A 20,242-nucleotide genomic window follows, 5' to 3' on the forward strand; every position below is an offset into this window, starting at 1 on the left:
TCACACCGGCTCTGCCATAAGCCAGACGCCCCCCTGGGGCCGCAACGTCAGGATCATCACCGGGTCGGGGTCACGCCCCGGCACCGGGGTGAACCTGAACCGCGAGAGCAGCGTTGCAAGAATGATCACCGCCTCTTGCAGGGCAAAACTGGCACCAATGCAAATACGCGGCCCATCGCCAAAGGGCAGATAGGCATAGCGCTCGATGGTCTTGCGATCGGCAAAACGGTCGGGGTTGAACGCGTCTGGCTCTGGCCAGAGCTGGTGGTTTCGGTGCAGCGCATAGATCGGGATGATCACCGTATCACCGGGTCGAATGTCACGCCCGCACAGCGTATCGGCAACTTGCGCAGTGCGCGAGATGATGCCCGCAGGCGGATAGAGGCGCAGCGCCTCGTCGATGATCTGGCGAGTATAGGGCAGGCGGGCCACATCCGCGCCTGTCGCGGCACGGCCCCCCAGCACGGCTTGCGCCTCGGCGCGGGCGCGGTCCTGCACAGCTTGATCAAAGGCGCAGAGGTAGAGCGACCAGCCCAGCGTCAGCGCTGTTGTCTCGTGCCCCGCGACAATGAAAGTCAGGAGGTTGTCGCGCAACTCGGGCGTGCTCATCCGGCGCTTCGTCTCGGGGTCTTCGCCGTCTAGCAAAAGATCAAGAAGGTCTGGCACGCCCTCTGACCCGCGCGCGCGCCGCGCCTCGACGGCCTCGTCTGCCACGCGCTTCATCTCAGCCACCGAGCCACCCGACATCACGCGCCCCGGGCGCGGCACCCAATCGGGAAAGCCCAAGATATCAAAAAGCGAGATTTTGCCCGCCTCTGAAATATAGGCATCAATACCGCGATGCACGGCGTCCACATCGAACATGCCGTCGCCGGAAAAGGTCACGTCGGCGATGACATCAAAGGTGGTGCGCACCATTTCGGCGGCCATATCCACCGCACGCGGGCCTGCTGCCGCCACACGCGCGGCACTTTGTTCGGCAGCGGCTGTCATGATCGGCGCGAGGTTCATCACGTTGCGATGAGAAAAGACCGGCGCGGCCGTGCGCCGTTGCCAGCGCCAATGCGCGCCCTCGGCAATAAAGAGCGACTCGCCAATGGCGGGGCGCAGAAGGTTCTTTGTGACAATGGATTTGGGGTAATTGTCCAGCTCTTCCAAGAGCATCCGGCGGATCGCGCCGGGGTCCATCACCATGTGCCAGCGTTTGCCGGTACGTCCCGAGACCATGGGTTGCCGTGTGGCAATCTCGGGGATGATCGACAGGATGTTGCGCCGCGCGGCCTTCAGGCTGGCCAGCACGCCCATCGGCTCTGTCACCAAGGGCACATGCGCGGGCAAAGTCTGGGGCGTCTGGCGGGGAATGGGGGACATCGGGCACCTCTGGGCAACTGGGTCTTAGATAGGGCGCAGGAGGGGCGGGGGCAAATGATTGCGTGTCGGCGATGTCTGGGCTATCCCTGCCCGAACTGTCACCTCTGGGGAATTGCTTGATGATCCGTCTCTTCGCGCTCTTCGGGCTTGCCCTGATGGCCGCCTGCACCAATCCCAACGATCTTGACGAGGCCCCGGCCTATTTGGGCAATTTCCATCTGGGGCATAATGTTGTGGTGGCCCCGAACCTGACCAAGGGCCCCGCATCGCGCGAGGCGTCCAAGGAGGAATGGATCGCCGCGATGACCGAGGCGATGACGGATCGGTTCGGGCGCTATGAGGGCACCAAACTCTATCATCTGGGGGTAAGTGTCGAAGGCTATGTGCTGGCCATTCCGGGCGTGCCGTTGGTTGCGTCGCCGAAATCGGCGCTGATCCTCAATGTCACCGCTTGGGATGATGCCAAGGGCGGCAAGCTCAACGCCAAGCCGCATCTGGTGACAGTGGTCGAGAGCTTTTCCGGCAATACGTTCCTTGGCTCGGGCCTGACCCAGAGCAAGGAAAAGCAACTCGAGAACCTCAGCCGCAACGCGGCCAAGCAGATCCAGAACTGGCTGGTGCAACAGAATAACGAGTTTGGCTGGTTCGAAGACGATGGCGTGCCTGCAAATGACAAGGAGCGCCCCGAGGCGCGTTCGGTGGAACCGCCCGCACCGGATGCGGATAGCGCGCCCGCAACGAGCGCGACAGAAGCCCCAAGCGCGGCCGATCTGGCCGAAGCCGCCGCTGAGGTGATTGAGGAACCGACTGTTGCACCCGTTTCCGCAGAGTGACGCCAAGGCGGCGAGTAAGGCTTGATTTTCCCGGCGCAACCCAATAAACGGCGCGCGATGTAACCCTCGGGCCACCCTGGCCCCCCAACTGACAAGGCGTCCTGAGATATGGCAAAGGAAAAGTTTGCACGTAACAAGCCGCATGTGAACATCGGCACGATTGGTCACGTTGACCACGGCAAGACGACGTTGACGGCGGCGATCACCAAGTATTTCGGCGAGTTCCGGGCCTATGACCAGATTGACGGGGCGCCTGAAGAGAAGGCGCGCGGGATCACGATCTCGACCGCGCATGTGGAGTATGAGACCGAGGCGCGTCACTATGCGCATGTCGACTGCCCCGGCCACGCCGACTATGTGAAGAACATGATCACCGGTGCCGCCCAGATGGATGGCGCGATCTTGGTTGTGAACGCGGCTGACGGCCCGATGCCGCAGACGCGCGAGCACATCCTGCTTGGTCGTCAGGTGGGCATCCCCTTCATGGTCGTCTACATGAACAAGGTCGATCAGGTGGATGACGAAGAGCTGCTCGAGCTGGTCGAGATGGAGATCCGCGAGCTGCTGACCTCCTACGACTATCCCGGCGACGATATTCCGATCGTGCGCGGCTCGGCGCTGCATGCGATGAACGGCACCCAGCCGGAGATCGGCGAGAACTCGATCCGCGCGCTGATGGAAGCGGTCGACAGCTATATCCCGACGCCCGCACGCGCCGTGGACCAGCCGTTCCTGATGCCGATCGAAGACGTGTTCTCGATCTCGGGCCGTGGCACGGTTGTGACCGGTCGTATCGAGCGTGGCGTGATCAACGTCGGCGACAGCATCGAGATCGTGGGCATCCGCGACACCAAGACCACCACCTGCACGGGCGTCGAGATGTTCCGCAAGCTCTTGGATCGTGGGGAAGCGGGCGACAACATCGGCGCACTCTTGCGCGGTGTGGACCGTGAGGGTGTCGAGCGCGGCCAGGTGCTGTGCAAGCCCGGTTCGGTCAAGCCGCACACCAAGTTCGAGGCTGAGGCCTATATCCTGACCAAGGAAGAGGGTGGCCGTCACACGCCGTTCTTTGCCAACTACCGCCCGCAGTTCTACTTCCGCACCACGGACGTGACCGGCACGGTGATGCTGCCCGAGGGCACCGAAATGGTGATGCCGGGCGACAACCTGAAGTTCACGGTTGAGCTGATCGCGCCCATCGCCATGGAAGACGGCCTGCGCTTCGCCATCCGCGAAGGCGGCCGCACCGTCGGCGCCGGCGTCGTGTCGAAGATCATCGAGTAACGTCTGATCCGCTCTGACTGACAGGGGGCGTGCGGGTCACTGCGCGCCCCCTTTGCATTTCGGAGTCGGATATGAAGCGAATTTTTCAGTATTTCGAGGCGCGTATCGACGCCTATCCCGCGTTGCAACCCAGCCAGCCGCCGGCGCGGTTTTGGCCGTTTCTATGGCATTACGCGCGCCCTGTGGCGCCATGGCTCATCGCAATGTCGGTGATTTCGGCGGTGTTTGCGGCTGTTGAAATTGTTCTGCTCGGCTATCTCGGCACGCTGGTCAATCGCATGTCGGAGCTTGGACCAGAGCGGTTTCTGGGTGAAGAGGCCGCGCGCCTTGGCGGCATGGGCGTGCTGCTTTTGATCGTGCTGCCGCTGCTCAGCGTCATGGGCGCGCTGATCATGTATCAGACCCTGATGGGCAATTTCCCGCAGCGCATCCGCTGGCAGGGGCATCGTTGGCTCTTGGGGCAGTCGATGGGCTATTTCCAAGAAGAGTTTGCCGGTCGCATTGCCACCCGGCTGATGCAGACATCCTTGGCCGTGCGGGAAACCGTGATGAAACTGATGGATGTGGCGGTCTATATTCTGGCCTATTTCATCGGAACGCTCGTTCTGGCGGGCACGCAAGATATCCGCCTTGCCGCACCCTTTGCCATTTGGGCGCTGGCCTATGGTGCTCTTTTGGGCGTCATCGTGCCACGTCTGGGGCGGGTTGCACAGGAACAGGCGCATGCCCGGGCTGATATGACGGGACGGATTGTTGACAGCTACACCAATATCGCCACGGTCAAGCTGTTCAGCCATGCCGCACGCGAAGAGGCGTATGCCCGCGCCGGTTTGGATGGGTTCCTTCAGACCGTGCATCGGCAAATGCGTCTTGTGGCGGTGCAGGATATGTCGGTCAACCTGCTCAATGCCCTGCTGACCGGGGCGGTCACGGGGCTTGGCCTTTGGCTCTGGGTGCAGGGGCGGATTGATCTTGGCGCACTCGCGGTGGCCATTCCGCTTGCCTTGCGGCTTGGAAACATGTCGCATTGGATCATGTGGGAATTCGCCGCGCTGTTCGAAAATGTCGGCACCGCGCGCGACGGGTTGGCCACGCTTGCCATGCCGCGCACGGTGCAAGATAGCCCGACGGCGACGCCGTTGATGGTGCATAAGGGGGCCGTGCGCTGCGAAGCGGTGCGCTTTGTCTACGACAGCAGCAGCACACGCAAGGTGCCGGTGATCGACGGTCTTGATCTGACGCTGGCACCGGGGGAAAAGGTGGGGCTGGTCGGGCGCTCTGGCGCTGGAAAATCGACGCTCATCAACCTCTTGCTGCGGTTTCACGACCTGAGCGGCGGGCGCATCCTGATCGACGGTCAGGATGTTTCGCAGGTGACACAAGACAGCCTGCGCGCGGCCATCGGCGTGGTGACGCAGGATACCGCGCTTTTGCATCGGTCCGTGCGCGAGAATATCGCCTATGGCCGCCCCGATGCGACCGACGCTGAAATTCGCGCCGCCACCGATCTGGCCGAGGCGACGGAGTTTATAGCCGGGCTGGAGGATGCGCGCGGACGCAGGGGCCTAGAGGCGCATGTGGGCGAGCGCGGCGTCAAGCTCTCGGGTGGGCAACGTCAGCGGATTGCGATTGCGCGCGCGGCGCTTAAGGATGCGCCGCTGTTGGTGTTGGACGAGGCGACATCGGCGCTTGATTCCGAGGTGGAGGCCGCCATTCAGACACAGCTTTACCGGCTGATGCAGGGCAAGACCGTGATCGCGATCGCGCATCGCCTCTCGACGATTGCCGCAATGGACCGGCTTATCGTCATGGACGAGGGCCGAATCGTCGAGCAGGGCACGCATGCGCAACTGCTGGCGCAAGACGGGCTTTATGCCCGTCTCTGGGCGCGGCAATCGGGCGGCTTCCTGATGGATTGAGGGAAAGCGGCGTGGTAGGTCATTCTGCCGCGCCTCTTCCAACCTGCGGAAAGCGGTTTTCAGGTGCAGCACCAGCAGGCCGGATCGCGCCCCGGTCCTTGAATTCTCGATCAAAATCAAGCGCAGCCCGATTTGCTGCAGGAGCAAAGGCCGCGCGGCATACCGTTGTATTCACATAAGCCATTGAAATATTGACTTTATTTCAATTCCTGTCAGTCTGAAATGATATCGGCATGCGGCCCTTTGGCCGCGGTGCAGGGACCGGCACGCGGGAGGGCACGGCATGGGCGGGATACTCAAAGGAATGCGCGTTGTCGAAGGATCGGCCTTTGTTGCTGTGCCGCTGGCGGGAATGACGCTGGCACAGATGGGGGCCGAGGTCATCCGGTTTGACCGCATGGGAGGCGGGCTTGATGCGGGTCGTTGGCCGCTGGCCCCGTCTGGGCAAAGCCTCTTTTGGGCGGGGCTGAACAAGGGCAAGAAATCCATCGCCGTGGATATGACCCGCCCCGAGGGGCAGGACCTGGTGACGCGGATCATCACTGCGCCGGGCGAGGATGCCGGCCTTTTTCTGACCAACCTGCGGGTGCGCGGCTGGATGGATTATGAAACCCTCAGCCAATACCGCGCGGATTTGGTGATGGTCACGCTCATGGGGGATCGTCACGGTCGCCCGGCTGTGGATTATACCGTCAACCCCGCCCTTGGGATACCCGAGATGACGGGGCCTGTGGGCTGGCCCGAGCCTGTGGCCCATGCCTTGCCCGCTTGGGATATTGCTGCGGGGCACTTGGTGGTGTCCTCGCTCTTGGCGGCAGAGCGCGAGCGTTTGCGCCGGGGCAGGGGGCAAGAGGTTGAACTGTCGCTCAAGGATGTGGCAGCGGCCACCATCGGGCATCTGGGGCTGATCGGTGATGCCGCCCTCAATGACAAGGAGCGCGGCAAGTCTGGCAATGCGCTATACGGGGCGTATGGCCAGGATTTCGTCTGTGCTTGCGGGCGGCGGGTAATGGTGATCGGTCTGACCCATCGCCAATGGCGTGGGCTGGTCAAGGCCACGGGCACCGAGGCCGCGATGGCAGCCTTGGCCGCGCGCAGCGGTCGCGATCTGAATGATGAGGGCAATCGCTGGCACCTGCGCCGCGAGATCACGGCGATCCTGCGCCCATGGTTTGCGACGCGCGAATTGAGCAGCTTTGCCGAGGCGTTTGATGCGGCAGGCCTGACCTGGTCGGTTTTTCGAACCGTGCGCGAGGCTTTGTCCGAAGATCCGGATCTGAGCGAAGATAATCCTATGTTCAAACTCTTGATGCAGCCGGGTTTGGGCCGGTTTCCGGTGCCCGGGCATCCTGCGGCATTTTCGGCCCACGAACGAGCAGCACCCCAGCCCGCGCCGCAACTTGGCGCGCATACCGAAGAAGTTTTGGGCGATGTGGCTGGCCTCAGCGACACAGAGATTGCGCAGCTTTTTGATACTGGCGTCGTACAAAGCCCCCGCTTCGGGGCACGTCCGGCCGCCTGAACAGGAAATTGTGGATTTCATGACGAAATCCGCCTCAGGGCGCTTGATTCCCGGTCCAAGCTGGCGTAATCCGGCGCTCGGCCTTAGGGGTATAGCTCAGCTGGTAGAGCGACGGTCTCCAAAACCGTAGGTCGCGGGTTCGAACCCTGCTGCCCCTGCCAATTTTCAACACGCGTTGACCGTTTGTCGTGACCTGAGGTGAATCAGGGCGCGTCAAAAGCGCTTAAAATCAGCCTCAAATACGGTTTTATTTGGACATGCCGCATTTTCGCCGGCGGTTTGCCATGTTTTTGCCGCAATTGCGCCCCATCACGACCATTAATCGGTTTCGACGTCCGGGGGGACTGAGACCGATCCGCGTGGGGGCGTGGAAGAAATAGGGGATAGCTGCCATGGAAACGCATTTGCCGCGGGTTCCGAACCAAAAAACGTATTTTTCACATCACAATTCCGAATTGCCGGGTCGTTCGCCCGCTGATGCTGTCTCGACCGAACAGGCAGTGGAAAATGCGATGTCCACAATTCGCGAAATTCTGACAGAAGAGCGGCGCAAGACACGCCGGCACGTTCTTCCAGACCTCGCGCCGCATGTGCCTGTTGAACATCTGGAGCCGGTTCGGGCGCAGACGCCCAAACGGCGCGCCGCCGTTCTTTCGCGCCTTATGAACTTGCGCCCTCGTGCCTTAAAACTGAAGGCGCACCATGCTGGATGGCTGGCCGCTTTCGCTTTGGTCCTGTGGCAGCCCATGCCGGTGTTGATCGCCTTGTTCATTGGGTTCTGGATGGTCTTTCTCGGATATGCTCTCTTTGGCCCCGAACGCATGACGCATCTTCGGTCGCGGGTGAAGCGGCGGATGGCGCGTTTGCTGGAACAGCGTCGCGCTTTGCCCGAACTGCGTCTGCGCCGCGAACCAGAGCCTGATGTTTTTGCCGATCGTCCGGATCCGTTCGAGCGGATCGCGCCCAAGACACGCTGAGACAGCAGGGCAGGGGGCCGCTGCCTTCTGCCCTTGAATTCGCGGGCCAGCCCGCGTATGTCGCGCTGAGCATCAAATTCAGAGAAGACAGCGCAGATGGCACGCACGAACCCGGTTCAATTCATTCAGCAGGTCCGCTCGGAAGTGGCCAAGGTCGTTTGGCCTAACCGCCGTGAGGTGATGCTGACCACGGTCATGGTGTTTATCATGGCCACGATTACGGCGATCTTCTTTGCCTTGGTCGACTTGGGCATCCGTAGTGGTTTGCAAGGGGTGCTGAGCCTGTTCGGCTGAGACGGCGAAAATCTTGTTCAGGCTCTTGAATTCGCAGGCAATCAGGGGTAGTTGACCCCACACTCTGAAACATGGCGCGCGGCGATTCGTGTTGCGCGCCGATTTTTGTTTTAGGTGGTGCAGGCTCAAGGGTCTGAAAGAATACGGAAATCCGATCACTGTATCGGTAAGAACAAAGGCATAGGGCGACGATGGCAAAGCGGTGGTACTCGGTCAGTGTTCTCTCGAATTTCGAGAAGAAGATCGCCGAGCAAATCAGACAGTCCGTCACCGAGAACGGCCTTGAGGATGAAATCGACGAAGTTCTGGTTCCCACCGAAGAGGTGATCGAGATCCGTCGTGGAAAAAAAGTGACCGCCGAGCGTCGCTTCATGCCCGGTTACGTGCTGGTGCATATGGAGATGTCGGATCGTGGCTATCACCTGATCAGCTCGATTAACCGTGTTACCGGGTTTCTGGGGCCGCAGGGCCGCCCGATGCCGATGCGGGACGCCGAGGTGAACGCCATCCTGAACCGAGTGCAAGAGGGTGAAGAAAGCCCGCGCACCCTGATCCACTTCGAGATCGGCGAGAAGGTTAAGGTTAACGACGGCCCGTTCGAGGATTTCGACGGCATGGTCGAGGAAGTGGACGAAGACAACCAGCGCCTCAAGGTCTCGGTGTCGATCTTTGGCCGGGAAACGCCGGTTGAACTGGAATTCACTCAGGTCACGAAACAGATGTGATTTGGGTTGTCCGGTGCCACCTAGCGGTGGCCCGGATCAGAGCCGTGGGAGGTAAGGTGGCCGCGGCCACCAAGCCGCACCACACAACACGAGAGCCAGAGGGGCGCGCCCCGATGGTGTTGGACCAAAAGGAGAGGCCATATGGCCAAGAAACTTATCGGGACGCTCAAGCTGCAGGTGAAAGCCGGGCAAGCCAACCCCAGCCCGCCCGTAGGCCCTGCATTGGGTCAGCGCGGCATCAATATCATGGAATTCTGCAAGGCGTTCAACGCCAAGACTGCGGATCTCGAGCCGGGCGCACCGTGCCCTGTTGTGATTTCCTACTATCAGGACAAGTCCTTTGAGTTGGCGATCAAGACGCCGCCTGCGTCCTATTTCCTCAAGAAAGCGGCCAAGCTTCAATCCGGGTCCAAGACACCGGGTCGTGCGTCTGCTGGCACCGTGACCATCGCGCAGGTGCGCGAAATCGCGGAAGCCAAGTGGAAAGACCTGAACGCGAACGACATCGACGCCGCTATGCAGATCATTCTGGGCAGCGCGCGGTCCATGGGCATCGAGGTGAAGTAAGATGGCAAAGCTTGGAAAACGGACCCGCGCCCTGCGTGAAGCCTTTGACGGCAAGGATAACATGAGCGTCGAAGACGCGATTGCCCTGATCAAAGGTAATGCGACCGCTAAATTTGACGAAACCGTCGAAATCTCGATGAACCTCGGGGTTGATCCTCGTCACGCCGATCAAATGGTGCGCGGCGTTGTCGGCCTGCCCAATGGCACCGGCAAGACCGTGCGCGTTGCAGTCTTTGCACGCGGCACCAAGGCTGACGAGGCTCAGGCTGCCGGTGCCGATATCGTCGGCGCAGAGGATCTGATGGAGACCATCCAGAGCGGCAAGATCGATTTTGATCGCTGCATCGCCACCCCCGACATGATGCCCATCGTGGGTCGTCTGGGCAAGGTTCTGGGCCCGCGCAACCTGATGCCGAACCCCAAGATTGGCACGGTGACGATGGATGTCGCGCAGGCGGTCAAGGATGCCAAGGGCGGTCAGGTACAGTTCAAGGCCGAAAAAGCCGGTGTTGTGCATGCCGGTATCGGCAAGGCGTCGTTCGATGCGGCCAAACTGGCCGAGAACGTGCGCGCTTTTGTGTCTGCTGTGCAGCGTGCCAAGCCGACCGGTGCCAAGGGCACTTACGTCAAGAAAATCTCGCTCTCGTCCACCATGGGCGCAGGCGTGACGGTCGACGTCAACAGCGCTGTTGTCGAGTAAGAATTTGTTCCCGGATCACTGATCCGGGGATAAACGGCAGGGCCGAGTTTGGCCTTGTCCTGTCCGAGACGGAGGGTTCAGGCATCCGCCTGAATAAATCCTTCCTGAGATGGGGAACGAGATGAGATTTCCAGCCGGGGCTTGCGTCCTCGGGTGATCTTGGCCTCGGGACCCGTGTTTTGGACCCGAACGCCGACCCTTCGGGAGCGGCAAAAACTGAGCCGGGGGGAGACCCCCAAATTTGGAGTGAAACTGTGGATAGAGCCCAGAAAGAGAAAGTGGTCGAGGAACTCGGCCAGATCTTTGAAAGCTCTGGCGTTGTAGTGGTCGCCCACTACGCGGGTCTTACAGTTGCCGAAATGCAGGATCTGCGTGCCCGCGCCCGTGCGGCAGAGGCATCAGTTCGTGTAGCCAAGAACAAGCTCGCCAAGATCGCCCTTGAGGGCAAGCCGTGCGCAAGCATTGCGAACTACCTCACGGGCATGACCGTGCTTACCTTCTCCGAGGACCCCGTGGCAGCCGCCAAGGTGTGCGAGGACTTTGCCAAGGCGAACAAAAAGTTCGAAATCCTTGGTGGGGCCATGGGTGGCACGGCTCTGAACCGGGCCGGCGTCGAAGCCGTGTCGAAAATGCCCTCGCGTGAAGAGCTTATTGCTTCGATCGTGGGCTGTATCGGCGCACCTGCTTCGAACATCGCCGGTGCGATTGGCGCGCCTGCTTCGAATATCGCGGGCATCCTTTCGACGATCATCGAAAAGGCTGAGGCCGCGTAAGGCAAACTGTAATCACCGCGTAGGGGTTGTCTTCCCGACGTTGGAACACATCTAGAAAACGGAAAGAGTCAAAAATGGCTGATCTGAAGAAACTGGCAGAAGAGATCGTTGGTCTGACGCTTCTCGAAGCACAAGAACTGAAAACCATCCTCAAGGATGAATATGGTATCGAGCCCGCTGCTGGCGGCGCGATCATGATGGCTGGCCCGGCGGGCGATGCTGGCGGGTCGGATGCTGAAGAGCAGACCGAGTTCGACGTCATCCTGAAGTCGGCTGGTGCCTCCAAGATCAACGTGATCAAGGAAGTGCGCGCAATCACCGGTCTGGGCCTGAAAGAAGCCAAAGACCTGGTCGACGCAGGCGGCAAAGCTGTCAAAGAGCAAGTCTCGAAAGACGAGGCCGACGACATCAAAGCCAAGCTGGAAGCAGCTGGCGCAGAGGTCGAAATCAAGTAATCCGTGTCGGGGCAACCCGCACAGGATTTTAAGGCTGGAACCGGGGTTTCCCGGTTCCGGCCAAACCTGTCTCAGAGAGGCCCTGCACAAGACGGGGCTTTTCTAAGGCGAGGTTTATATGATCGGGAGGCTGTCATTGGGACGATGGCCATGAATGGATCAAACCCAGCCGTCTCGGATGGACGCGGTGCTGAGCCCCAACAGCACGCGCGACCGGTGAGAAATGAAAGGTGACATCGACCATGGCTCAAAGCTTCCTTGGCCAGAAACGCTTGCGCAGATATTACGGCAAAATCCGCGAAGTGCTGGAGATGCCGAATCTGATCGAGGTTCAGAAATCCTCGTATGACCTGTTCCTGAAATCCGGCGACCAGCCCCAACCGCAGGACGGCGAGGGCATCAAGGGCGTCTTCCAGTCGGTCTTTCCGATCAAGGATTTCAACGAAACCAGCGTGCTGGAATTCGTCAGCTATGAGCTGGAAAAGCCCAAGTATGACGTCGATGAGTGCATGCAGCGCGACATGACCTATGCAGCACCCCTCAAGGTCAAGCTGCGTCTCATCGTGTTCGATATCGACGAAGATACCGGCGCCAAATCGGTCAAGGATATCAAGGAACAAGACGTGTTCATGGGCGATATGCCCCTGATGACGCCCAATGGCACCTTTGTGGTCAACGGCACCGAGCGCGTGATCGTATCCCAGATGCACCGCAGCCCCGGCGTGTTCTTTGACCATGACAAGGGCAAGACCCATTCTTCGGGCAAGCTGCTCTTTACCTGCCGGATCATTCCCTATCGCGGGTCGTGGTTGGACTTTGAGTTTGACGCCAAGGACATCGTGTTCGCCCGTATCGACCGTCGCCGCAAATTGCCGGTGACGACGCTGCTGTATTCGCTTGGTCTCGATCAAGAAGGCATCATGAATGCCTATTACGACACCGTTGATTACAAGCTGAAAAAGAAAAAGGGCTGGGTCACCAAGTTCTTCCCCGAGCGCGTGCGCGGCACCCGCCCGACCTATGACCTGATTGATGCCAATACCGGCGAAGTGATCTTTGAAGCGAGCAAAAAGATCACGCCGCGCGCGGTCAAGCAGCTGATCGACGAGGGCAATGTCACCGAGCTTTTGGTGCCGTTTGAGCATATCGTTGGCAAGTTCGTGGCGCGCGACATCATCGACGAAGAGACCGGCGCAATTTATGTCGAAGCGGGCGATGAGCTGACGCTTGAGTATGGCAAGGATGGCGAGATTTCGGGTGGCACGTTGCAAGACCTGCTTGACGCCGGGATCACGGACATTCCGGTTCTCGATATCGACGGCATTAACGTCGGCGCTTACATCCGCAACACCATGGCAGCGGACAAGAACATGAACCGCGAGAGCGCGCTCATGGACATCTACCGCGTCATGCGCCCCGGCGAGCCGCCCACCGAAGAGGCCTCGGCGGCGCTCTTTGATACGTTGTTCTTTGATGCGGAACGCTATGACCTGTCTGCCGTTGGCCGGGTCAAGATGAACATGCGTCTGAATCTCGATAAGCCGGATACTCAGCGCACATTGGATCGCGATGATATCGTCGCCTGCGTCAAGGCGTTGGTGGAACTGCGTGACGGCAAGGGCGATATTGACGATATCGACCACCTCGGCAACCGCCGGGTCCGGTCGGTCGGCGAATTGATGGAGAACCAGTATCGCGTTGGCCTTCTGCGGATGGAACGTGCGATCAAAGAGCGTATGTCATCGGTCGAGATTGACACGGTGATGCCTCAGGATCTGATCAACGCCAAGCCGGCAGCGGCGGCGGTACGTGAATTCTTCGGCTCTTCGCAGCTGTCGCAGTTCATGGACCAGACCAACCCGCTTTCGGAAGTCACCCACAAGCGCCGTCTTTCGGCGCTCGGGCCGGGTGGTTTGACACGCGAACGCGCGGGCTTTGAGGTGCGCGACGTGCACCCGACCCACTATGGCCGGATGTGCCCGATTGAGACGCCGGAAGGGCCGAACATCGGTCTGATCAACAGCCTCGCCACCTTTGCGCGGGTCAATAAATATGGCTTTATCGAAACGCCGTATCGCAAGGTGATCGACGGTCAGGTGACGGACGAAGTGCAGTACATGTCCGCCACAGAAGAGATGCGCCACACCGTGGCGCAGGCCAACGCCAATCTCGACGAGGGCGGGCGGTTCGTTAACGATCTGGTCTCGACCCGTCAGTCGGGCGAATACATGCTCGCTCCGCGCGAGAGTGTGGACCTGATCGACGTGAGCCCCAAGCAGCTTGTCTCGGTTGCGGCTTCGCTCATTCCCTTCCTTGAGAATGACGACGCCAACCGCGCGCTGATGGGCTCTAACATGCAACGTCAGGCGGTTCCGACACTGCGTGCCGAGGCGCCGCTGGTCGGCACCGGTATCGAGGGCGTCGTTGCCCGCGATTCCGGCGCTGCCATCATGGCGAAACGGGCCGGGGTAATCGACCAGGTCGATGCACAGCGGATCGTGATCCGTGCCACCGCTGATCTTGAAATCGGCGATCCGGGCGTGGACATCTACCGCATGCGCAAGTTCCAGCGCTCGAACCAGAACAGCTGCATCAACCAGCAGCCGCTGGTCAAGGTGGGCGATACTGTCCAGAAGGGCGAGGTCATCGCTGATGGTCCTTGCACCGATATGGGCGAACTGGCGCTTGGCAAGAACGTGATCACGGCCTTCATGCCGTGGAACGGCTATAACTACGAAGACTCGATCCTGATTTCCGAGCGGATCGTGCGCGACGACGTCTTTACCTCGATCCATATCGAGGAATTCGAGGTCGCCGCCCGCGATACGAAACTCGGGCCGGAAGAGATCACGCGCGATATCCCGAACGTCGGCGAGGAAGCTCTGCGCAACCTCGACGAAGCGGGCATCGTCTATATCGGTGCTGACGTTGAGCCGGGCGATATCCTTGTGGGCAAGATCACCCCCAAGGGCGAAAGCCCGATGACGCCGGAGGAAAAACTCCTCCGCGCCATCTTTGGCGAAAAGGCCAGCGACGTGCGCGATACCTCCTTGCGCGTCAAGCCGGGTGATTACGGCACAGTCGTCGAAGTGCGGGTGTTCAACCGTCACGGTGTGGAAAAGGACGAGCGCGCGCTTCAGATCGAGCGCGAAGAGGTCGAGCGTCTGGCGCGCGACCGCGACGACGAGCTGGCGATCCTGGATCGCAACATCTATGCCCGTCTGCGCACTCTGATCATGGGCAAAGTTGCCGTGAAAGGCCCCAAGGGCGTCAAGGCGAATTCGGACATCACCGAAGAGTTGCTCTCGACGCTGACCAAGGGCCAGTGGTGGCAGCTTGCCCTCAAGGACGAGGCCGACGCCAAAATCGTCGAGGCGCTGCATGATCAGTATGAGGCGCAAAAGCGCACGCTGGATGCACGGTTCGAAGACAAGGTTGAAAAAGTCCGTCGCGGCGATGATCTGCCGCCGGGTGTCATGAAGATGGTCAAAGTCTTTATCGCGGTGAAGCGCAAGCTGCAGCCGGGTGACAAGATGGCCGGTCGTCACGGCAACAAGGGTGTGGTCTCCAAGGTGATCCCGATCGAGGACATGCCGTTCCTTGCGGATGGGACACCGGTTGATATCTGTCTCAATCCGCTCGGCGTGCCGAGCCGGATGAACGTGGGTCAGATTCTGGAAACCCACATGGGCTGGGCCGCGCGCTCGCTCGGTCTCAAGATCGACGAGGCGTTGCAGGACTATCGCCGCTCCGGCGATCTAACCCCTGTGCGCGAGGCTATGCGCATTGCTTATGGCGATGATGTCTATGCCGAAGGGATCGAGGGCATGGATGAGACAACGCTGATCGAGTCTGCAGGCACCGTGACCAGCGGTGTGCCGATTGCCACTCCGGTCTTTGACGGGGCGAAAGAGGCGGATGTCAACGACGCCCTGCGGCGTGCAGGCTTTGACACGAGCGGTCAGTCGGTGCTGTTCGACGGGCGCACGGGCGAGCAGTTCTCGCGCCCTGTGACCGTGGGCATCAAGTATCTGCTCAAACTGCATCACCTTGTCGATGACAAGATCCACGCACGCTCGACCGGGCCCTACAGCCTTGTCACGCAGCAGCCTCTGGGCGGTAAAGCCCAGTTCGGCGGCCAGCGGTTCGGGGAAATGGAGGTCTGGGCACTTGAGGCCTATGGCGCCGCCTATACCCTGCAAGAGATGCTGACGGTCAAGTCGGATGACGTGGCTGGCCGGACCAAGGTCTATGAGAGCATCGTCAAAGGCGAGGACAATTTCGAGGCCGGTATCCCGGAATCGTTCAACGTTCTCGTCAAAGAGGTCCGGGGCCTTGGCCTCAACATGGAACTCCTGGATGCGGAGGAGGATGAGTAAGCGGATCGCATGGTGCGTTGTCACCCACCCTACGGCACGACGTAGGGTGGGTAAAACGCACCGTTTGCTGCGCCACACATCCTCCTCTCGCCCGAATTCAAGGATTTGAAAATGAACCAGGAACTGACAAACAACCCGTTCAACCCGGTGGCCCCTGCCAAGGTGTTCGACGAAATCAAGGTCAGCCTTGCCAGCCCGGAGCGTATCCTGAGCTGGTCTTACGGCGAGATCAAAAAGCCCGAGACCATCAACTACCGCACGTTCAAGCCCGAGCGTGACGGTCTTTTCTGCGCGCGGATCTTTGGCCCGATCAAGGATTACGAATGCCTTTGCGGCAAATACAAGCGCATGAAATATCGCGGCGTTGTCTGCGAGAAATGCGGCGTTGAAGTCACGCTGCAAAAGGTACGTCGCGAGCGTATGGGCCATATCGAGCTGGCCGCCCCCTGCGCCCATATCTGGTTCCTGAAATCGCTGCCGTCGCGCATCGGTCTTATGCTGGACATGACGCTGCGTGATCTGGAGCGGGTGCTCTATTTCGAAAACTACGTGGTGATCGAGCCCGGTCTGACCGATCTGACCTATGGCCAGATGCTGACCGAAGAAGAGTTCATGGATGCGCAGGACGCATATGGCATGGACGCCTTTACCGCCAATATCGGCGCCGAGGCGATCCGCGAGATGCTCCAGAATATCGACCTCGAGGCCGAGGCCGAGCAACTGCGCGCTGACCTCAAGGAAGCCACAGGCGAATTGAAGCCCAAGAAAATCATCAAGCGCCTTAAGGTGGTTGAGTCCTTCATCGAATCCGGCAACCGTCCGGAATGGATGGTGATGACGGTGATCCCGGTCATTCCGCCAGAACTGCGCCCGCTGGTGCCGCTGGACGGGGGCCGTTTTGCCACGTCGGACCTCAACGATCTCTATCGCCGGGTGATCAACCGGAACAACCGCCTCAAGCGGCTGATCGAGCTGCGCGCGCCCGATATCATCGTGCGCAACGAAAAGCGGATGCTTCAGGAATCGGTCGATGCGCTGTTTGACAACGGCCGCCGCGGCCGCGTCATCACCGGGGCCAACAAGCGCCCGCTGAAATCGCTCTCGGACATGCTCAAGGGCAAGCAGGGCCGCTTCCGTCAGAACCTTCTGGGTAAGCGGGTCGACTTCTCGGGTCGTTCGGTGATCGTAACCGGTCCGGAACTGAAACTGCATCAGTGCGGCCTACCCAAGAAGATGGCACTCGAGCTGTTCAAGCCGTTCATCTACTCGCGGCTTGAGGCAAAGGGCCTGTCCAGCACTGTCAAGCAGGCCAAGAAACTGGTCGAAAAAGAGCGTCCCGAGGTTTGGGACATTCTGGATGAGGTCATTCGCGAGCATCCTGTCATGCTCAACCGCGCACCGACCCTGCACCGTTTGGGCATTCAGGCGTTTGAGCCGGTGCTGATCGAAGGCAAGGCAATCCAGCTTCATCCGCTGGTCTGTTCGGCCTTCAACGCCGACTTTGACGGCGACCAGATGGCCGTGCACGTGCCGCTGAGCCTTGAGGCGCAGCTTGAGGCGCGGGTGCTCATGATGTCCACGAACAACGTGCTTTCGCCCGCCAACGGCGCGCCGATCATCGTTCCGTCGCAGGATATGATCCTTGGCCTCTATTACGTCACGCTGCAGCGCGACGGGATGAAAGGTGAAGGCATGGTCTTCTCGTCCTTGGGTGAGGTGCAGCATGCGCTTGACGCAGGCGAGGTGCATCTGCACTCCAAGGTGACGGTACGCGTGCCGCAGATCGACGAGCACGGCAACGAGGTCATGGTTCGGGTTGTCACCACGCCGGGCCGGGCCCGTCTTGGGGCACTTCTGCCACAGAATGCCAAGGCCCCCTTTAGCCTTGTCAACCGTCTGTTGCGCAAGAAAGAAGTGCAGCAGGTCATCGACACCGTCTATCGCTATTGCGGCCAAAAAGAGAGCGTCATTTTCTGCGATCAGATCATGACTCTCGGCTTCCGCGAGGCGTTCAAGGCGGGGATTTCCTTCGGCAAGGATGACATGGTCGTTCCTGACAACAAGTGGAGCATCGTCGAAGAGACCCGCAGTCAGGTCAAAGGCTTTGAACAGCAGTATATGGACGGCCTGATCACCCAAGGTGAGAAGTACAACAAGGTCGTCGATGCCTGGTCGAAGTGTAACGATCAGGTCACCGAGGCCATGATGTCCACCATTTCGGCGGAACTGCGGGACGAGAACGGTGCTGTCCGCGAACCGAACAGCGTCTATATGATGGCGCACTCGGGCGCGCGGGGCTCGGTCACTCAGATGAAGCAGTTGGGCGGTATGCGCGGTCTGATGGCCAAGCCGAACGGCGACATCATCGAGACGCCGATCATCTCGAACTTCAAGGAAGGTCTGACCGTTCTTGAATACTTCAACTCAACCCACGGTGCCCGTAAGGGTCTGTCGGATACGGCTCTGAAAACGGCAAACTCGGGCTATCTGACCCGGCGTCTTGTGGACGTCGCGCAGGACTGTATCGTGCGTGAGCATGATTGCGGCACCGAGCGCGCGGTGACGGTTGAAGCGGCGGTAAACGACGGCGAAGTCGTGGCCTCCTTGGCAGAGCGTTGCCTTGGCCGGGTTGCGGCTGAGGATATCTTTGATCCGATCAGCGATGCGGTCTTGATCGCGCGTGGCCAGTTGATTGACGAGCGTATGGCGGATTCGCTGGAAGAAGCGGCTGTCCAGACTGTGCGCCTGCGTTCGCCGCTGACCTGTGAGGCCGAGGATGGCGTCTGTGCTATGTGCTATGGTCGTGACCTTGCGCGCGGCACCATGGTCAACATCGGCGAGGCTGTTGGCATCATCGCCGCGCAGTCGATTGGCGAGCCCGGCACACAGCTCACGATGCGGACCTTCCACATCGGCGGCGTGGCGCAGGGGGGGCAACAGTCCTTCCTTGAGGCAAGCCAAGAGGGCACGATCACCTATGATCAACCCCAGACGCTGGAAAACGCCAATGGCGAGACCCTCGTTATGGGCCGGAACATGAAACTCCGGATCATTGGCGATAAGGGTGTTGAACTTGCCAGCCACAAGGTCGGCTACGGCACCAAGCTCTTTGTCAAAGAAGGGGCCAAGGTTACGCGCGGTCAGAAACTGTTCGAGTGGGACCCCTACACCCTGCCGATCCTCGCCGAGAAATCGGGCACCGCGAAATTCGTGGACCTGACCTCGGGTGTTTCTGTGCGGGACGTGACCGACGAAGCCACTGGCATGACCCAAAAGATCGTGACCGATTGGCGGGCAGCACCACGCGGCAACGAGCTGAAACCCGAAGTGTTCATCGTGGGCGAAGATGGTGAGCCCATGCGCAATGACGCAGGCAACCCTGTGACCTATCCGATGTCCGTGGATGCCATTCTGTCGGTCGAAGAAGGCCAGCAGGTGCAAGCGGGTGATGTGATTGCGCGTATTCCGCGTGAAGGTGGCAAGACCAAAGACATCACCGGTGGTCTGCCGCGTGTGGCTGAACTCTTTGAGGCACGTCGCCCCAAGGATCACGCCATCATCGCGGAAATCGACGGGTATGTTCGCTATGGCCGCGACTACAAGAACAAGCGTCGCGTTACGATCGAACCCACCGACGAAAGCCTTGAGCCCGTGGAATACATGGTGCCCAAGGGCAAGCACATCCCGGTGCAGGAAGGTGACTATGTCCAGAAGGGCGATTACATCATGGACGGCAATCCCGCGCCGCATGATATTCTTGCCATCATGGGCGTCGAAGCGCTTGCCAATTACATGATCGACGAGGTGCAGGAGGTTTACCGTCTGCAGGGCGTGAAGATCAACGACAAGCACATCGAGGTCATCGTGCGTCAGATGCTCCAGAAATGGGAAATCCAGGACTCGGGCGACACGACGCTTCTCAAGGGCGAGCATGTGGACAAGGTCGAGTTTGACGAGGCCAATGCCAAGGCTGAGGCCAAGGGCGGACGTCCGGCTATGGGTGAACCGATCCTTCTCGGTATCACCAAGGCATCGCTGCAAACCCGGTCGTTCATCTCGGCGGCATCCTTCCAGGAAACTACCCGCGTTCTCACCGAAGCCTCTGTTCAGGGCAAACGTGACAAGCTGGTCGGTCTCAAGGAAAACGTCATCGTGGGCCGCCTGATCCCGGCGGGCACGGGTGGTGCGACCCAAGAGATGCGCCGCATTGCGACAGCGCGCGACAGCATCGTGATCGAGGCGCGTCAGGAAGAGGCGGCTGCGGCTGCGGCTCTGGCCGCACCTGTGATCGACAATGATGTGGTTGGTGGCGACGAGTTTGACAATTTCGTCGAAACCCCGGAGAGCCGCGATCAGTAAGATTTGCGGATGAAATTTGGAAAAGCCCGGTCCTTTGACCGGGCTTTTTCGTTGGGGAGAGCCGTGCTTTGAAAAAGAAAACCT

General features: G+C 60.0%; 14 protein-coding genes and 1 tRNA gene. 14 read left to right on the top strand and 1 reads right to left on the bottom strand.

Annotation, left to right across the window (positions count from 1 at the left end; genetic code table 11):
• A complete protein-coding gene (locus ACLGGT_RS15095; protein ID WP_375553826.1) occupies positions 1 to 1,371 on the bottom strand; it encodes a cytochrome P450 in 1,371 nt (456 codons plus the stop codon).
• Between the two features lie 119 nt (positions 1,372 to 1,490).
• Here ACLGGT_RS15095 and ACLGGT_RS15100 point away from each other — a divergent pair, with 119 nt between their 5' ends.
• The 14 genes from ACLGGT_RS15100 to rpoC all read left to right on the top strand — a co-directional run bounded on the left by ACLGGT_RS15100 (position 1,491) and on the right by rpoC (position 20,158).
• Positions 1,491 to 2,204 carry a hypothetical protein gene (locus ACLGGT_RS15100; RefSeq protein ID WP_437196719.1) on the top strand — a complete coding sequence of 238 codons (714 nt, stop codon included), beginning with the start codon at positions 1,491 to 1,493 and terminating at the stop codon, positions 2,202 to 2,204.
• A 108-nt stretch (positions 2,205 to 2,312) separates the two neighbouring features.
• Positions 2,313 to 3,488, top strand: coding sequence for an elongation factor Tu (tuf, locus tag ACLGGT_RS15105; RefSeq protein ID WP_008281866.1), 1,176 nt, complete (start codon positions 2,313 to 2,315; stop codon positions 3,486 to 3,488).
• A gap of 71 nt (positions 3,489 to 3,559) precedes the next feature.
• Entirely contained in the window at positions 3,560 to 5,407 is a 1,848-nt protein-coding gene (locus tag ACLGGT_RS15110; protein WP_008282015.1) for an ABC transporter ATP-binding protein, read from the top strand.
• Positions 5,408 to 5,690: 283 nt separating this feature from the next.
• Positions 5,691 to 6,929 carry a CoA transferase gene (locus ACLGGT_RS15115; RefSeq protein WP_437196720.1) on the top strand — a complete coding sequence of 413 codons (1,239 nt, stop codon included), beginning with the start codon at positions 5,691 to 5,693 and terminating at the stop codon, positions 6,927 to 6,929.
• 85 nt (positions 6,930 to 7,014) lie between these two features.
• Positions 7,015 to 7,090 (top strand) — tRNA-Trp (locus ACLGGT_RS15120).
• 351 nt (positions 7,091 to 7,441) lie between these two features.
• The gene (locus ACLGGT_RS15125) at positions 7,442 to 7,906 is read left to right on the top strand and encodes a hypothetical protein (protein WP_437196721.1); all 465 of its coding nucleotides are present in this window, start codon (positions 7,442 to 7,444) and stop codon (positions 7,904 to 7,906) included.
• A 96-nt stretch (positions 7,907 to 8,002) separates the two neighbouring features.
• Positions 8,003 to 8,200 (top strand): preprotein translocase subunit SecE, encoded by a 198-nt coding sequence (secE, locus tag ACLGGT_RS15130; protein WP_008282018.1) that lies wholly within the window; start codon positions 8,003 to 8,005, stop codon positions 8,198 to 8,200.
• A gap of 191 nt (positions 8,201 to 8,391) precedes the next feature.
• Positions 8,392 to 8,925: a transcription termination/antitermination protein NusG gene (gene nusG, locus ACLGGT_RS15135; protein WP_008282019.1), complete on the top strand. Its 534-nt coding sequence runs from the start codon at positions 8,392 to 8,394 to the stop codon at positions 8,923 to 8,925.
• A gap of 141 nt (positions 8,926 to 9,066) precedes the next feature.
• Positions 9,067 to 9,492, top strand: a complete 426-nt coding sequence (gene rplK, locus ACLGGT_RS15140; RefSeq protein ID WP_008282021.1) for a 50S ribosomal protein L11 — start codon at positions 9,067 to 9,069, stop codon at positions 9,490 to 9,492.
• A 1-nt stretch (position 9,493) separates the two neighbouring features.
• A complete protein-coding gene (gene rplA, locus ACLGGT_RS15145) occupies positions 9,494 to 10,192 on the top strand; it encodes a 50S ribosomal protein L1 (protein WP_008282022.1) in 699 nt (232 codons plus the stop codon).
• A 254-nt stretch (positions 10,193 to 10,446) separates the two neighbouring features.
• Positions 10,447 to 10,965, top strand: a complete 519-nt coding sequence (gene rplJ, locus ACLGGT_RS15150; protein ID WP_037298274.1) for a 50S ribosomal protein L10 — start codon at positions 10,447 to 10,449, stop codon at positions 10,963 to 10,965.
• Between the two features lie 74 nt (positions 10,966 to 11,039).
• Positions 11,040 to 11,420: a 50S ribosomal protein L7/L12 gene (rplL, locus tag ACLGGT_RS15155; protein ID WP_008282024.1), complete on the top strand. Its 381-nt coding sequence runs from the start codon at positions 11,040 to 11,042 to the stop codon at positions 11,418 to 11,420.
• 242 nt (positions 11,421 to 11,662) lie between these two features.
• Entirely contained in the window at positions 11,663 to 15,799 is a 4,137-nt protein-coding gene (rpoB, locus tag ACLGGT_RS15160; RefSeq protein WP_081508336.1) for a DNA-directed RNA polymerase subunit beta, read from the top strand.
• Positions 15,800 to 15,910: 111 nt separating this feature from the next.
• Positions 15,911 to 20,158: a DNA-directed RNA polymerase subunit beta' gene (rpoC, locus tag ACLGGT_RS15165; RefSeq protein ID WP_008282026.1), complete on the top strand. Its 4,248-nt coding sequence runs from the start codon at positions 15,911 to 15,913 to the stop codon at positions 20,156 to 20,158.
• The last annotated feature ends 84 nt before the right edge of the window (positions 20,159 to 20,242 follow it).

Origin of the sequence: Roseovarius sp. MS2, assembly GCF_051447875.1 — a bacterium.
In the GTDB taxonomy this organism is placed as follows: domain Bacteria; phylum Pseudomonadota; class Alphaproteobacteria; order Rhodobacterales; family Rhodobacteraceae; genus Roseovarius; species Roseovarius mucosus_A.